The organism is Maribacter algarum (ex Zhang et al. 2020) (assembly GCF_005885635.1).
GTDB lineage: Bacteria > Bacteroidota > Bacteroidia > Flavobacteriales > Flavobacteriaceae > Maribacter_C > Maribacter_C algarum.
Genome location: NZ_VATY01000002.1, coordinates 98,987 through 114,972, shown reverse-complemented (window position 1 = coordinate 114,972; position 15,986 = coordinate 98,987). Strand labels below are relative to the sequence as shown.

The window sequence follows — 15,986 nt, the reverse complement described above, 5'->3', positions numbered from 1 at the left end:
ATGAGAAAGCTTACTATTAAAATAAAAAATACGTTAGGTCTCTTTTTCAATATTCGGGAGGTTTGTATTCTCAAAATCATATAATTCCAACAAAGTATTTATGGTATAGTCTTGTTTTAGAGTGTCTTTTAAGTCAGGATAGCTGCTCTCTATTGCCTGTAGCATTCGGGATAGTGGCTCACGATGCATTAAATCAAAATACTTCAATATTTCCTTTGTAAGTTCCTTAGTTTCCTCGTCAGGGATAGTGTCTGCTTGCTTCACCAATTCTTGCACATACTCCATGATTTCTTTGAACTCTACATTATTGAATAGGATTGGTCTCATATTGATTGGGGACTGCTAGCACAATTATGAACACAATTTTCTAGCTTTACACCATCGGTACCATAACAAAATTCGCAATCAGGACCACATTCACCATGACCCGCTTTTTGCATGCCTTGAAATGCCTCAGCAAACTGACGTCCTCCTAGTTTTTTGCCAGTTTCCGATAATTGATAATGGATGGTACCATCTTTCTTTTCACCAATAAGTAAACCCTCATCCTTGATTTTGTTGAGGTGGTACTCTAAATTTTGATAGGAAGTATTTAAAAAGGGAAGTATTTGGAGTAAACTAACTTCTGACCCAATACCTTCACCACGCATCCAGTAAAGCACCTGAAGAATTTCATCTTTCCAAAAAAGGGAACGTAATGGGCTGTCTTCTATTTTATCATTCATATTCTTACTCTTCGAATAGCGTATCGCCTTGCAACTTTTCAGTTTCCATCAAAACTTCTCCATCCAGCGTTAGCTCTTCTAAAATACGTAAAATTTCAGGAATCTTATCTTTTACTTCATCAGTTAGATGCTCACCTGCCTGCTCCGGGCCGGGCTCAACATCGACTAAAAACACCTCTTTGGGCCAAATTTTGAAGAATTCACCTATCACAAGTAGATTTTCAACTGAAATTACACCCGTCGCTGCATCACCTACACAAGCTTGAATTTGCTGTTCATCAGGTAGTTTTCCCAACCATTGATAAACGGAGATATCACCAATTTTTCGCTCTTGTCTCTCCAATGCCACTAAAAAGATAACTCTATCAAACGGAATCTCAAGTGTTTGAAAATATTGAACAATGGCAATTGGGCCCCAGTTCATTTCTTCAATGCTCACTTGCTCATTCCAAGCTTTTGCGTTTAGTTGCGGAAGCAAGATAGGGCCGACAGAATGATTACGCAATAGATGATAACCAACTGTACCAATTAGAACATTATTCGACACCACAGGCACAGGTCGTTACCTCTCTTGTTACCATATGATCTGAATCCTTGGCCATGATATGAGTTGTGCAAGGCATACACGGATCAAAACTGCGGATAGCCCTTAGAATATCGATGCCCTTATAATCCTCAGGTTTATCGAATTTTTCAAGAATGGGTGTATTAAGTACAGCTTCTTCATACGGACCCATTTCACCCCAAGGGGTTCTTGGCGCAGCATTCAATGTAGAAGGAGTGATAATTTGATAATTTTCGATGACACCATTTTCAACTATAAGGTGGTGGGTTAGGAAACCTCTACCGGCACCCCATGCACCAAATCCAATATGTGTTCCTTTTTTAGGAATTTCATAAGGTACACTAACCTTTGTTTCTCCGTTCTTGATGAGATCCATGGCAAGCAACCAATTTTCCATGGCGACCATCGCTGAATAAGGTATACAATAAGCCCTTGCTCTGTTGCGCTCAAAAGCGTTCCAGTGTTCTGGAATTTTCCATTCCAAGGTTTTTTCAGGTAAAAAATGCTTCGGTACTTTAATTTTCATACTCGTACCTGTATTTTCCAAAAATTTGCTAGCAGGCGCTTTTTGTGCTTTTGCAGTCATATACATTCTGGTATAGGCACCCGCTTCCATTGGCATTCTGTCCCAAGTAGGCGCAGTATCCCAACTGTATCTATCTTTCCAACTCTGCTTTCCTGGTTTCGGAATAGTCTCCTTGTTCCAAGGATGGTTTGGACTCAAAGGCATTCCATTAGCATCCTCCTTAAAACGATGTCCATCCCATTTTTCATAGTAAGAATGTTCTACAAATTCTTCTATACCAGCGTTCAATTCGGTAAGTTTTGTTGTCACCACCTCGCCATCAACTAAAACGCCTGGCGTAGACCATCTTGCTTCTCCCCATTTATCACAATTCGCAAATGAGGCATCGTAATGGTCCGGTCTGTCCCAAACTCCGGTATCCATCATGGTAGCGGGTCGAATGCCACACTTCGCATATTCGGGATTACTTTCTAGGAAGAAATCAAATACATCATCCCAAATCCCCGTAACCTTTTGGCTATAATCGAAAAACTTAATCAACCTACTGTAAACTTCATTAAGAACTGAAGCAGTAACTGTAACCGAAAGTCCGCCTGGCACAACCGACTGGGGATGGGGATATTTACCTCCGATTAAAACGTATGCTTCTCTTGCGACACGGGTCATACTCAATGCCTCTAGGTACAATTTGCCTTTAAGCGGGTTCAAATCTTTCATGATATCCAAAACGGTATCATAACCATGAACATCCTTATTCTTAGCTTTAGTTTCTGCTGCCTTATCTATTAGTTCAGGATTAGTCTCGCGAACCAATTCTTCTGAATAATCAGGACCGGCCAACAAGAAAAGGTGTAGCGGATGATCGTATAGGTATTCAATTGCCAATAAAATATTACGCATAACAATGCCCAAAGGTGGTGGCTTGATATCCAAAGCCATTTCAATAGCCAAAGCTGCCGTTGTAGCGTGCACGCCACCACATACTCCACAGGCTCTACTACTTATATAAGCGGCATCTCTTGGGTCTCTACCTTTTAAAATTACTTCATAACCACGAAATAGGGTAGCCATGGAATTCGTAGACAATACTTTCTTTTTTTCCAAGTCAACAACGCTGTGAAAAGCAAGCGCCCCGGCAACCCGGGTTACCGGATCATAGTCGATATTTCTGATAAATCCGTTGCGTTCCAACAAGCCTTTTAAGACTTCTTGCTCTTCACCTAAATCGACCACTTTGTGCTCATATGGGTCTTTAAGACCTTCCTTTAAATAGGCGTTTCCCTCATCATCAAATGCAATCGGTAAATTTTTAAAGCACATAGGCGTTCTTGTTATTTCAATTATTTTTTAATCAGGCTAGTTTTAAAACTTTTGCAATGGCCACTAAATGAGAATCTACAGAAGATAATCCACCGTGGAGTTGTCCTAATGCACCATTAATGACACCTACTTTTTCCCCTAAGGGTCCAGTATCATCTTGTATTTTTTGAAGCCCTCCTGCCAGACCCTCCAAATGGGTACCAGCCCTTCTAAGGGCAACGATAATCAATATCAGATATATGACCAATACCAAAACCAACAAGGTAACGATAATTAAGGTAGCTATAAATAGTGTCGTCGAATCCATTGAATTTCTAATTTATTTGTTCAGCCCTGGCAGCTAAGGTTGTTTTTAAGGTATCCGAATGTTCATTTATAGATCCAGCAACTCCTAAAATACCTGAAGCGACACCTATAGTATCATCTAAAGCTTTGACATGTTCTGTATTGTTTGCAATTCCAATACCTGCTTCTTTCATTTCCTTAAAATATCGCTCTATGGATCTGGATGCCTGCCAAGTTTTATGTAACAAGTATATTAGATACGGTAGTACAAGTACCGTAACTACTAATAATATCAACCATAAAATGTTTACAGCTTCCATACTAAACTTTTTGTTTTACTGCAGCGTTTATAGATTCCTCCAATTGCTCGTCAACCACCTTAAGTCCACCTGCTACTTCCGTCAAGGCACCATTCAATTTTGTTACTTGCACAGGAAGGTGTCCGGTTTCAGTTTCAATCGCTCTAAGACCAAGTCTTAATTTAGCCAAATAACTAGAGCCACTACCACCAATGCTGGTTAAGAGTTTGATGATTCCTCGCAGATAATGCACCAAAACATAAACCAAAAGGAGTACCGCCAGAATTGTAATAACCATTAATAATAAGCTCATAAGACATTATTTTCAGAGGATTGTAGGATACAATGAGGACAGCCCGGGCAACCTTCAATATGCTGGTTTATCGCTTTTGAACCACCAACAATAGCCACTGCGGCTTTTAGGATTTTACCCGCCACCTGGTTCGTTTTGGTCAAGAACAAAGGGATATGAATCGTATTGTTTGCCGTTAGTTTTCCCTGCGTCCAAATGTCTGCAGCAGTATTATCAATCTTAATGGCAGTTTTCTTAACCAAACTGAGAAGAAAAGCCACTACGCCAATGACTACTAGGCCGATGATCAAAGAGATTATCCATAACTGTATTCCTGTACTCATAATTTTATTCTCTTAATTATTCCAAGGCTTCAGCTACCAAGGTAGCATGTGCTTGAATTGCTTCCGCTTCATTTTGAATATCAACTGCAACCTTGTTAGTAGTTTCCAATTCCCAAATGGGTAGCGTATTATTTTTTATTTGAGTAACAATTTCCAAAGCAGATCCAGCCAATCTTAAGATTCGCTTTGCCGCTAGGAATACCAATATCAAAAGTACTGCGGCAATCACTACAATTAATGAGACCAATCCAAGTCCGATTAACCATTCGTTAAAAAGTGTTTCGTTTTCCATTGCTATGCTTATTATTTGGAACCTGGTTTTGGGCTATCACTAAACTGCATTTTTTGATACGCATACTTTACCACCTTCTTTACTAGATTAGGTTCTTTAACATGACCCCACCCTGAAGGTACATGACCATCTTTGTCCCATTTTGTGGTTCGGTTTAGATTACCCATTGACATTTCCCTCAAATTACGAATAACCGTTCCGGTTACTCTAGAAATATTTGAAGAAACCATGGTTCCTGGAGGTGTTTTATAAAATGGCGCGAAGCTATCCGGAAAACCTGGCATTGTACAACCGATACATGGTGCACCAACATTCATACATCCGCCAGCATTATTGATAGCTCCTCTTTTATTTATGTTACATTGTACAACAGGACCCCAACAACCAATTTCAACAAGACATTCTTTATCGCCATGTTCTTCGGCAAAAGTGCCTTCCTCGTAAAAGCCTGCCCTCGTACAACCTCTATGTACCGTTTCATCAAATAACCATTGAGGTCTTCCGAGCTCATCAAATTCAGGGAGGGGAGCCAATCCGTTTAAGAATAAAAGTACGGCGGCAATTGTCTCTGTAATATTATCTCCTTGTGGTGCACATCCTGGTATATTTACAACTGGTAATCCTAGAATACTTCGATAATCCTCTCCTAATAGATCCATCACGCTTGCCGCGTTGGTGGGATTATTCGCTGCGGCTGGAACACCTCCCCAAGTTGCACAAGTACCTACTGCTATTACTGCCGCGGCATGTACTGACATTCGGGTAACCCAACTGGAGGAAGGAATGGGCTGTGGATCTCCATTTTCGTCCTCATCAGCTCCAAGTCCTGACCAATAACCGCCTGTTTCGGCTGCCAAACTTTCATCCATAATTGAGCCTTCGCACAGTACTACAAATGGAGCACCAAGCTCTCCTTTGGCGGCTAGCCTAAACGGTTCTATAAATGCTTCGCCTGCATTGACCGCTAAAACCGGGTGGTGTAAAATTACTTTTGCCGCTCCTGGAATCGTTCCATTTAAGAGATTTTCCACAGATGGACTTGTAGCCCCTACGGTAGCAATAGAACATCCATCGCAGCTGCCTCCTGCAATCCAAAAGGCATGTACCTCGTCAAAAACATTAGGAATGGGACCTTGAAAATGATTGGCTAAAGATTGTGTCATATTCTCATAAAGTTAAGAGAAAAGTTGAGTAATTGACAAGAAACACCCCTTTTGCCTCTAGAAAACATTTTCTAAAGTTAGGTTTCACATACTTCTTGAAGAAAAATAGATACAGATGTTAACCTTTTCTGAGTCCTACCATAAAGATGGTGTAATTATAAACTATACGATTATGAGAATGTTTATCAAATTTTTTAGCGCAGCCTTAATGATAGCTGCATTGGTTTTAGCTTCATGTTCTAAAGAACGTGGAGATACTTCATTTGAAGACGACCAGGGTTCCAACAAAATAGAACAGGTTTTGGCCAAAAGTAGGTTGAAACAAAAGAAGGAAGAGCCAATAATGTCCAAGGAGAATCTAGAAAAAATACAACGTAGTATCGAGGTACTTTCTCAAATGGAATATCCTATTAAAGATATTTATGACTTTGAAAAGAAAATACGCTTTTTTGATACTTTTCTTTTTAAAACCTTTGAAAAGAGTTATGCTAAAACTGATTTCCCCCTAAACTCATTTCAGGAAGCTTTTAAAGTCCATTATTATAAAAATCCCGCATTTGGTCCGATACGACCCATTTTTCCTGAATTACCATCCTTATATCCTGATCTTCCCGAAGAACCTAGAGATGCACCATCAGTATGCGAGGTTTTAAAGAATAGTGATTTTAGTCCAGCAGCCAAAGATTGCGGTTGCAGAACCTATTCAGCGGCAATACAAGGAGGGCTCAACCATTACCAAGCAACTATCGAGGCGGTATTTGCGGCCATTAATTATGATCGCGGGCGGGGATGCTCACTTGACAACTTGCCTTGATATAAATAAAATAGGGTTCTAAAGTACTAAGAACTTAATTCGACCTATTTCCAAAAACAAAAAAAGTGATTTGCCAATGCAAATCACTTTTTCTTCGTCGGGATGACAGAACTAATTCTATCATCATAATATATTAACTGTCAGGGTTTTTACAACTCTTATTTTAAATGATTAACCGAACTCTAAACTCGGTTCAAAATAGTACAAATCGATGCAAATTTTATGCGTCTTTTGCTCTACTAAATTAGGAAATAAATCAATAAAATTTATATAGCAAAAAAACTTCTTGAACTAAAAACTATTGACTTCTAACTCTACTTTCTCAAAATTATCCTTTGGAGAATTACAAACCGGACATTGATACGATTCGCTTAAATCTTTAAAAATGGTTCCCGCGGATACTCCCGCTTTAGCATCGCCATACAATTTGTCATATATAGTGAAACAAGATTTACATTGATAGACCTTCTGGGTTTGTTTTTCGTTTTTGTTCTTGACAGGTTCTTCTTTGGTTGTCGATTTACCCAATTGGGCAAAGTACTTTTTACTGAGTTCCATCAACAGTCCCGGGAGTTCTATTTTATCCACATCTTGAGCATAGGCGATGTATTTTTGAGTATTGGGGTCAAAGTTTTCAAAGTGGAGCACATTATAGGTTGGTCGAACTTCGAAGTCTTTTACAATCGCTGGGGGCGCATTCTTTTCAATAATCACAGAAGCAAAATGAGAACGTTTACCGACATCGTTACTAATTCCGAAAGTTAATCCGTATGTGCTAATATCATTTTGGTCAAAACTACGGACTAAGAATTTTTTCAGCTCCAGTGCCTCAGCATCATCTACAGGTACATGCCAATTCATCTCCAATTGGGAGTGGCGCACATTGATTCCCCATTGACCTAAAAAGCGTTCTAATTCTAAGCGACTGTCTTTTTTTATTCCTTTTACAATGAAGGACTTCCATGGGGTAATACATATTTTACCGATACTGTTGTCCAAACAGAAACCACAGAATTCCTTTAAAAAAGCGAGGTCATATTTGTTGTTACGCCAATACAAGCCCAACCAATATTGGTCAATCCCCATGCGGTTCATTCCCTCGTAATAGGGGAAAGTTATGTACTCTATTTTCAATTCTTTTTCAATGGCTTTGTTATTCGTATCCAACTTTTTACTGAGTACAAAAAAGAGCTCTTCTACATCTTGAATATCCTCATAAATGGTTTCAATAGCTTGGGAAATGTTAGCGATATCCCACGTGTAAATCAATACGGGATAATACCCTGACCGCTCCCAATGGGGAAGTTTGACATTCAAATACCAATAGTCTTCACTTTCTGAAGCCACAAAATTCAGGTCCCCACTAAAAATAGGTACCAAGCGTTGTTTCGGGTCCGTGATATTGATTTTAAGTTTGGGGTTGTAATCAAACCCCTCAAGAATATAGAGATAGGTGGACCCTTTCAACCAATAGGTCATATCAAATATATCTGCCGAAACATAACTGCAAACGATATTCTGATACTTGCGTTCTCCGATAATATCTGTATTGAATTGCGAAATACTTTCCAATTGTTCCTCATCAGCTGCGTTAATGGGAAAAAGCAAATCTTGGCGCGAACCAAAATTGACTTCTTTCAACCCTGCAGTTTCCAGCATTGAAATAACATCTTTCAATTCCCCTGGAGAGGTTACTCCTCCGCGTATGAGTATGCGATGTAAATCGTCGTTCATTTTTTATGCGTTAACCAATTGACCGTCCAACAAAGCCTTCACTTCAGGTTTGCAACTACCACAGCCCAAACCTGCTCCGGTTTCTGAACAGAGTTTAATAAAATCATCACAGCCAGCAGTAATTGCATCCAATACATTACCCTCTCCTACTTGACTGCACGAACAAAGCAATTTTCCTTTTAGGGGAACTGTATTTAATGCTCCCCGCAACAGTTCATTTCGTTTTTCAGAAAGTTCGATTTCTTCTTCGATAAGGCGTTTGAACTCCGCAAATTCATTTTTATCACCCATCAGAATCGCTCCTTTCAAAGTATCATCTTTGACAATACATTTTTTATAGAAACGCTTACTGACATCCATCAAAATAATTTCCTCATAAGTACTATCGTCCTTTGGGGCGTTCACCATACCGATACTACACAAATCCAGATTCTCGAACTTTAGAATATTCATCAATACAGAGCCCTTATAAATACTGCTAAAATCTCCCAGTATATAATTGGCGGCAATATCTGCCTGCTGTTCCGCAGCAGATGTGATGCCGAATAGTGCGTTTTCAAACTCTGCAATTTCACCTAGGGCATATATCGAAGGGATACTTGTCTGCAGATACGAATTGACCACCACTCCTCGTCGCGTTTTCAAATTCGCTCGTTTTGCCAATTCGATATTGGGCCGCGTACCAATCGCATATACAATAGCGTTGCATTGTATGGTCCGCCCCGTTTTCAGATTAACCAGCAGGGAATTCGGATTCTCTTTTTCTTCAAAAACGGTACTCACCTCGTTATCAAAATAGATATTGATGCCACGTTCAACAACATCCTCTGCCAATAGGCGGCTCGCTATATTATCTAACTGTCGCTCCATCAATCGGGGAGCCCGTTGTACGATACTGATGTTGATGTTTATTTTCTTTAAGGCGGCTGCGAGTTCCAATCCCAATAGACCACCGCCTACAATGACAACGTGCTGCTCTTCAGCTACTAAGCCGGTTTCTTGTAAGTAGTGCTTTAGTTTATCGGCATCTCTGCGTTCTCGCATGGTAAACCGACCGGGTACAGCCATATTCACTTCACTGGGCACGAATGCGCGGCTACCTGTAGCCATAACCAATAGGTCATAGGAATGTTCATCGCCATTCGTATCGGTAACCTTTTTTGCAGTTTCATCAATGTTTGTTATTCCGATGTCGGGATGTAGATTTACATGCAACTTTTGCAGTTCACCTTGCTTAAGTTTTTCTAGGGATTCCCATGACAATTCATCACTCACATATTCCGGAAGTAAAACCCGATTGTAAAAAGGGTCTTTCTCTTTGGAAAATACATGTAGTTCATCTTTCTGATTTTTCTCCCGATAGGATTGTATAAAACGATACGATGCAGCGCCAGCGCCAATCACTATTATTTTCTGTTCTGGCTTCACAAACTTTTCGACCTGAACCGCACAGTATTTAAAATCGGGTTCTTTGGAAACAGGGTCGACGATATCATTCGTAATGTTATTGGCGCGGCCAAAATCATTGTTCAATACTTTGCCCCAATGCATAGGTAGAAAAACAACACCATCACGAATATCGCTGGTCACGTTTACCTTCACCTGCACCTCACCCCTACGACTTTTGATAACGGCAATATCACCATCTTTCAATTTTCTTAGATAGGCGTCCACCTTGTTCATCTCAAGATAGGGCTGCGGTATATGGGTCGAAAGACGTTTTACTTTACCCGTTTTGGTTCGGGTATGCCATTGGTCACGCACCCTTCCTGTATTTAGGATTAAAGGAAAGTTGACATCGGTTTCTTCGGATGAATTATATAAACTTTGCGGAACATTGAAATGCGCCTTTTTATCATTCGTGTGAAAATTAAAATCAGTAAATAATCTTGGCGTACCCGGATGCGTAGCATGCGGCACCGGCCACTGAAAGCTACCTTCGCTTTTCAAACGTTCATAATTGAGACCAGAGATGTCAATGTTGGTGCCTTTGGTCAACAGACAATGTTCGTCATAGACTTCGCTGGCATTCTTATAGTCAAAACCTTTAAAACCCATTGCTTGCGCAAAGCGCCACAAAATTTCTACATCGGGTAAAGCCTCTCCAGGTGGGTCAATTACTTTGGGCAAATAACTGATACGCCTTTCGGAGTTGGTCATCGTTCCCTCTTTCTCCAACCAGCCGGCTGCCGGCAGCAGTAAATCTGCAAATTTTGTTGTTTCTGAGTTATGGGAAATATCTTGTACTACTACAAAAGCCGCATTTTTTAATGCTCGTTCCACTTTGTGTACGTTGGGCATACTTACGGCAGGGTTGGTACAGATAATCCAAATGGCTTTTAGTTTTCCTTTTTCTAAGGCATCGAACATTTCAGTGGCGGTGTAACCGGGTTCTGCTTGGATTTCTTTACCACCCCAAAAATCGGATACTTCTTTTCTATGGATGGGATTGCCCAAATCTTTATGTGCTGCCAATAGATTCGCCATCCCTCCTACTTCACGACCTCCCATCGCATTAGGTTGTCCTGTAAGGGAAAAGGGACCGCAACCGGGCTTTCCGATTTGACCTGTTAACAGGGAAATGTTTAATAGGGATACATTTTTGGAAACCCCAATCACACTCTGATTGAGTCCCATCGTCCACATACTCAAAAGCTTACTAGCTTCACCAATATACTGCGCTGCTTTACGGATTTCAGAAGCAGGAATACCACACTTTTCAGCCGCTTTCCGAATAGAAAGCGAAAAGGCCATTTCTTTGACCGCTTCAAAATTCACCGTATGTTTCTTTATAAAATTTTTATCGATTTTTCGTCTCTCTATCAACCAACGGGCAATAGCATTGAACAGAATCACATCAGTACCCGGTAGTATTTGCAAATGCAAATCAGCCGCTGCGGCTGTTTGCGTTTTTCGTGGGTCAACTACAATAACCTTTACTTCGGGATTATCTGCTTTGCGTTGCTCCAAACGACGATATAATATCGGATGACACCATGCAGGGTTGGCACCTGCTATTAAAAAAGTATCCGCCAATTCAATATCGGCATAAGAAATCGGTACGGAATCCTCTCCCAGCGTCTTTTTATAACCTACTACCGCCGAACTCATACACAAACGGGAGTTGGTATCAATATTATTCGCTCCGATAAAACCTTTGATAATCTTATTCGCGAGGTAATATTCCTCCGTCAAACATTGACCGGACACATAGAAACCTACACTATCAGGGCCATGTTTGGCAATAATGCTTTTAAAAACGGCGGCAGCGCGCTCGAAAGCCGTATCCCACGGCACTTTTTGAAGGGGGTGGTTTCTACTCCAGCGCATTTCAGGGTGTAAAATACGGTCACTGGTATCTTGTGCGACATAATTGAGGTTGCGCCCTTTCGAGCAAAGCATTCCTTTGTTCGTCGGGTAATCAGCATCACCCTCAACCGTTATCGTACCCTTGGTATCAATAGATACTTCAATACCGCAACCCACACCACAATAGGAACAAATCGTCTTTTCCGTTTTCTTTTTCTGCATAGCCACTGCTTCGAAATAGCAATATGCAAATTAGAAATTTACGTACTAATACGTAGTGATAATATCACAATAATAGGCCTTTAGTTTAAGGGATTACTAAAAACCAAAGGGCCATTATGTGATTCTCTAAATTGATTTTGAAGATTTTAACTACATCAATCCAGCCTCTTGAGCTTTTTTGGAAAGGTCAATCAAATTTTTAACTTCCATTTTTCGCATCAAATTAAAACGGTGGGTTTCTACGGTGCGTTTGCTGTTTTGTAGTTTTTCAGAGATTTGTTTGTTGGTGAGGCCTGATAAGACCAATTCTAAGACCTGAATTTCTTTGTTCGTTAGGTCAAAAGGTTTACTCGTTCTCGAATCACTTTTTGGGCTTTCTGAAGGCTTCTTTGTTGGGTTCAATAAGTTATTGACCAAGACATTGGATATATCACCACTATAGTACTTACCTCCTTCTTGAACGGTATGAATTGCTTTGATGAATTCAGCTTTTCCGGTGTCCTTCAATAAATAACCTTTAGCTCCGGCAGCAACGGATTGTAGAATATACTCTTCTGAATCATGCATGGAGAGAATAATGCACTTGACTTCGGTATTTGCCGCACTTAATTTTTCTACCGCTTCAATACCTGTCATTTTCGGCATTCGAATATCGATAATCAATACATCTGGTTTTTTCGATTCAACAAGTGCTATCGCCTCGTTACCATCGGCACCTTCGCCAATCACAACCAAATCGTCTTCACTTTCTAAAAGGGCACGAATACCATCCCTTACTAAAACGTGGTCATCTACTAAAACTATGGTGGTTTTGTTCAAAATGGATAGAAATATAAGTAGTTATACGTACAAAGATACTCTAGAAGGTTCGAAGTACGAAATACGAAGTAGGAAGTTGGGTGTTATCTGTACTTATGTCAGTCTGAGCGCTGTCGAAGGCCATTTGTGTTCCTGGCCCTTTGACTCCGCTCAGGATGACACCATGAATAAAAAAGCTACCACAACCCCCACGGGTCATGATAGCCAATCGAAGCAAAGCACTAATATTATCTTAGTCTTTTGGAGCGGTGTTTAGAAATTTTGGCTTCATAGTGAGTTGCACCCAAGCCCAGTTTTGGCTTCCTGCGGCATCGGCTTCTGTCACGCCTTTTAATTCATACATACCTTCGCTAGCGAACATTTGGGAATAGCCGATGGCTAAACCGTAGCCTTTAAATTTTTTGGCGAATACTACGTCTACCTCTGTTCCTAAGGACTTTTCTCCGCTGGCCAATTCTTGTTCTCCACTAAAATTCAGGACTTTAACCAACAGGCTTGAAGTTTTTCCTAAGGCAAATTTTGCACTGGCGTGAATGTCCGTTAGTCCCACAGAATTCGCGTGGTTGCCTACGTAGAAGTAATCCATAAATCCGTTGAACTTGTGGTTAGTGCCGTAGAGTGGAAAAAAGGCCTCCGTTTGGTCCGCTGTACTGGCATCGTTACCACTTATGATTTCTGCGCCAAGACCAAGCGTAACTCCTTTGGAAACTTTGTAACTAAAGTCTAATCCTAATAAATAAGCACCACTCACATCAAGACTATTTTGACGTTCGCCACTTTGGAGATAGCCGTTAAAAGCGGCTCCGAAGCTTCCCTTTTTATAATTCAAATGTGTTCCTACGGTCAATAGATTGCTTAATCCGTCAGCAACCGCTGGGTCACCTGTAAAATTCTGAAAGCCGTTGTTCATCAACAAAGCACTTACTGAGAAGGTTTCCCATTTTTGCTTTAGATATAACATTTGCATTGTTTTATACGAAAAGAAACCTGCGGTGTTATACGCTGTTCCTACCGATTGGAATCCGCTTGGGTTTCCAGTGGTTCCGCTAAAATCTTGGTTGAAAGCAAAGGCTGCATCCATCATAAAACCTCCCTTTTTATACTTCAACAATCCTGCATCATGGTTACGTGCTTGCATGGCCCAATCTAATCCTCCTAAAATACGCTGGTCATCATACGCTAACTGTTGACGCCCCAACTTGGTAGAAAAACCTTCCCCTAATTTGATATCTGCCCAAGCTTGAAATACGGAAAAGGAATTGTTACTATCCTCAGGCTTGATTTGCCTGTTCTCCCCCCAAACCATCACATCCTGTAGACTCATGTAAAATTTGAAGGAATCAAATTGGTAACTCGCATTCAATCGCAAACGCGTAGCAATAGCAAAACCAGGGTCTGCCTCATCGGGAATGATACTCCCAAAACCATTTCGATATTCAGTTCGAGGTTTGAATTCTCCATCAAGGATAAATTGTGCGAAGCTTAATGTCGAGCATAGCAATGCCATGACAACTATAAAGTGTTGTTTTTTCATAATCCAGTTTTTAATAAAATGAGTTTGTTTTAAGGTTTAATGTTCTAAAAAGTCAATCAAGTGTTTTCTGTAGGTGTAATAATCGTCATGTTCCAATACTGATTTTCGGGTCCGAGGGCGTTCAAATTCGATGTCTAGAATATCTCCGATTTTCGCTCTTGGTCCACTAGTCATCATTACAACACGGTCAGCTAAGAAAATAGCTTCATCAACATCGTGGGTAATCATTACGGCGGTAATTTTTTCTTTGTTCCAGATTTCAATCAGAATATCTTGTAGCTCTCCACGGGTCAGCGAATCCAACATTCCGAAAGGTTCATCGAGTAACAATACTTTTGGTTTAATCGCAAAGGCTCTGGCAATACCAACACGTTGTTGCATGCCCTGCGATAGTTCCATAGCTTTTTTATTAAAGGCGCCATCAAGGCCTACTTTGTGTAAATAGTATTTGGCGATATCTTTCCGTTGGGATTTTGTAGCATGTGGAAATACTTGGTTAACGCCTAACAAAACATTTTCCAAAGCGGTCATCCAAGGCATTAAACTGGGGGATTGAAAAATCACTCCCCTATCCGGGCCGGGACCTTTTACAGGATTTCCCAAAACCGCAATATTTCCACCCGAAATCGGATTCAATCCCGCAATCATAGAAAGCATCGTGGTTTTGCCGCAACCAGAATGACCAATAATGGTTACGAATTCCTCTTTCATAATTTGAAGGTTCAAATCTTCCAACACCACATAATCTCCTTTTGGTGTTGGGTAGACCTTTTTCAATTTTGACAAATCCAACATTACTTTTGATGGAAATACGATTCCGTTTTCAGTTGTTGATTGTGCTATGGTTGCTGTACTCATGATTTCCTTTTTTAGGCTACAAAGCTTTTCGGTGCAATCTCTGGAAGTTCATATTCCTCAGTAGAAACAGATTTCCGTTCAGCTCCGATATCCATCAGATATTCGATTATTGCATTTCTAGTTTTCTTGTAATTCGGATTGTCATTCAAAGCCGTCTTATCTCTTGGACGGTCAATGTCAATTTTAAACTCAGGACCCAAAGTTGCATTTGGCCCTGGCTTTAAAGGAATTACTCTATCCGCCATATAAATAGCCTCATCTACATCATTGGTAATCAACAAAGCGGTACGCTTGTCTTTACTCCAGATATTCAAGATCTCGTCTTGAAGATTCCCCCTAGTTAAGGCATCCAAAGCTCCCAAAGGTTCATCCATAATTATCATCTCAGGATTCATCGCTAAGGCTCTGGCTACAGCTACACGCTGACGCATCCCTCCGGACAATTCTTTTGGTCTTTTGTTAATCGCTGGTGTTAAGCTTACCATATCGACATACTCATTCACCCGCTGCTTCAATACCGCTTTACTTTCTTTTGGAAAGGCTTCTTTGACCGCCATATAGACGTTCTGTCCAACGTTTAACCAAGGCAACAAAGAGTAGTTTTGAAAAATCACACCTCTTTCATGACTCGTATCCACCACAGGTTCTCCTTTGAACAAAACCTTCCCGCTGGTTGGTTTTAAGAGTCCGTTAATTAGGTTTACCAAAGTTGTTTTTCCACTTCCGGTAAAGCCGACGATGGCAACGAATTCTCCTTCTTCTATGGAGAGATTGATGTCTGAAAGTACCTCAGTTGCATTTTCTCCTTCTCCATAGGTTTTATAGATGTTATTTAGTTCTAAGTATGCCATCTTTTTTAGTTATAAGTTATAAGTGCTGAATTTT

At 40.4% G+C, this 15,986-nt stretch carries 18 protein-coding genes; 2 read left to right on the top strand and 16 right to left on the bottom strand.

The genetic code is table 11. From position 1 onward, the window contains the following. Nucleotides 1-33: 33 nt before the first annotated feature. From FEE95_RS09405 to FEE95_RS09360, 10 genes are read right to left on the bottom strand one after another with little or no spacing between them, the layout of a single operon-like run. On the bottom strand, nt 34-327 hold the full coding sequence (locus FEE95_RS09405; protein ID WP_138657691.1) for a hypothetical protein: 294 nt from the start codon (nt 325-327) through the stop codon (nt 34-36). Further along, the gene (locus FEE95_RS09400) at nt 324-725 is read right to left on the bottom strand and encodes a helix-turn-helix domain-containing protein (protein WP_138657690.1); all 402 of its coding nucleotides are present in this window, start codon (nt 723-725) and stop codon (nt 324-326) included. The genes FEE95_RS09405 and FEE95_RS09400 overlap by 4 nt, the downstream gene beginning before the upstream one ends. Before the next feature lie 4 nt (nt 726-729). Beyond that, complete coding sequence (locus tag FEE95_RS09395) at nt 730-1,272, bottom strand: hypothetical protein (protein ID WP_238474543.1); 543 nt, start codon at nt 1,270-1,272, stop codon at nt 730-732. Then, a complete protein-coding gene (locus tag FEE95_RS09390; RefSeq protein ID WP_138657689.1) occupies nt 1,262-3,136 on the bottom strand; it encodes a nickel-dependent hydrogenase large subunit in 1,875 nt (624 codons plus the stop codon). Before FEE95_RS09390 ends, FEE95_RS09395 begins: the two co-directional genes overlap by 11 nt. A gap of 31 nt (nt 3,137-3,167) precedes the next feature. Continuing rightward, nucleotides 3,168-3,443 carry a hypothetical protein gene (locus tag FEE95_RS09385; RefSeq protein ID WP_138657688.1) on the bottom strand — a complete coding sequence of 92 codons (276 nt, stop codon included), beginning with the start codon at nt 3,441-3,443 and terminating at the stop codon, nt 3,168-3,170. A gap of 7 nt (nt 3,444-3,450) precedes the next feature. Then, nucleotides 3,451-3,741 carry a hypothetical protein gene (locus FEE95_RS09380; RefSeq protein WP_138657687.1) on the bottom strand — a complete coding sequence of 97 codons (291 nt, stop codon included), beginning with the start codon at nt 3,739-3,741 and terminating at the stop codon, nt 3,451-3,453. 1 nt (nt 3,742) lies between these two features. After that, nucleotides 3,743-4,033, bottom strand: a complete 291-nt coding sequence (locus FEE95_RS09375; protein ID WP_138657686.1) for a hypothetical protein — start codon at nt 4,031-4,033, stop codon at nt 3,743-3,745. Further along, on the bottom strand, nt 4,030-4,356 hold the full coding sequence (locus tag FEE95_RS09370; protein WP_138657685.1) for a hypothetical protein: 327 nt from the start codon (nt 4,354-4,356) through the stop codon (nt 4,030-4,032). The genes FEE95_RS09375 and FEE95_RS09370 overlap by 4 nt, the downstream gene beginning before the upstream one ends. A 16-nt stretch (nt 4,357-4,372) precedes the next feature. Then, nucleotides 4,373-4,648: a hypothetical protein gene (locus FEE95_RS09365; protein WP_138657684.1), complete on the bottom strand. Its 276-nt coding sequence runs from the start codon at nt 4,646-4,648 to the stop codon at nt 4,373-4,375. Nucleotides 4,649-4,659: 11 nt separating this feature from the next. Next, entirely contained in the window at nt 4,660-5,811 is a 1,152-nt protein-coding gene (locus FEE95_RS09360) for an NADH-quinone oxidoreductase subunit B family protein (protein ID WP_138657683.1), read from the bottom strand. Nucleotides 5,812-5,983: 172 nt separating this feature from the next. Between FEE95_RS09360 and FEE95_RS09355 the strand changes: the two genes are divergently transcribed. After that, nucleotides 5,984-6,625, top strand: coding sequence for a hypothetical protein (locus tag FEE95_RS09355; protein WP_138657682.1), 642 nt, complete (start codon nt 5,984-5,986; stop codon nt 6,623-6,625). A 291-nt stretch (nt 6,626-6,916) separates the two neighbouring features. Here the strand turns inward: FEE95_RS09355 and FEE95_RS09350 are convergent, their stop codons facing one another. The 3 genes from FEE95_RS09350 to FEE95_RS09340 all read right to left on the bottom strand — a co-directional run bounded on the left by FEE95_RS09350 (nt 6,917) and on the right by FEE95_RS09340 (nt 12,709). Next, on the bottom strand, nt 6,917-8,359 hold the full coding sequence (locus FEE95_RS09350) for a rubredoxin (RefSeq protein ID WP_138657681.1): 1,443 nt from the start codon (nt 8,357-8,359) through the stop codon (nt 6,917-6,919). Nucleotides 8,360-8,362: 3 nt separating this feature from the next. Continuing rightward, nucleotides 8,363-11,890: a nitrate reductase gene (locus FEE95_RS09345; protein WP_138657680.1), complete on the bottom strand. Its 3,528-nt coding sequence runs from the start codon at nt 11,888-11,890 to the stop codon at nt 8,363-8,365. A 150-nt stretch (nt 11,891-12,040) separates the two neighbouring features. After that, nucleotides 12,041-12,709 (bottom strand): response regulator transcription factor, encoded by a 669-nt coding sequence (locus tag FEE95_RS09340; protein ID WP_138657679.1) that lies wholly within the window; start codon nt 12,707-12,709, stop codon nt 12,041-12,043. A gap of 1 nt (nt 12,710) precedes the next feature. Between FEE95_RS09340 and FEE95_RS09335 the strand changes: the two genes are divergently transcribed. Beyond that, a complete protein-coding gene (locus tag FEE95_RS09335; RefSeq protein WP_138657678.1) occupies nt 12,711-12,965 on the top strand; it encodes a hypothetical protein in 255 nt (84 codons plus the stop codon). Here the strand turns inward: FEE95_RS09335 and FEE95_RS09330 are convergent. Genes FEE95_RS09330 through FEE95_RS09320 form a run of 3 tightly spaced genes read right to left on the bottom strand, consistent with a single transcriptional unit; the run spans nt 12,942 to nt 15,952 of the window. Further along, complete coding sequence (locus FEE95_RS09330) at nt 12,942-14,243, bottom strand: alginate export family protein (protein WP_138657677.1); 1,302 nt, start codon at nt 14,241-14,243, stop codon at nt 12,942-12,944. The genes FEE95_RS09335 and FEE95_RS09330 overlap by 24 nt on opposite strands. A gap of 36 nt (nt 14,244-14,279) precedes the next feature. Then, the gene (locus FEE95_RS09325) at nt 14,280-15,101 is read right to left on the bottom strand and encodes an ABC transporter ATP-binding protein (protein ID WP_138657676.1); all 822 of its coding nucleotides are present in this window, start codon (nt 15,099-15,101) and stop codon (nt 14,280-14,282) included. 11 nt (nt 15,102-15,112) lie between these two features. Further along, a complete protein-coding gene (locus FEE95_RS09320) occupies nt 15,113-15,952 on the bottom strand; it encodes an ABC transporter ATP-binding protein (protein WP_138657675.1) in 840 nt (279 codons plus the stop codon). Between the last annotated feature and the right edge of the window lie 34 nt (nt 15,953-15,986).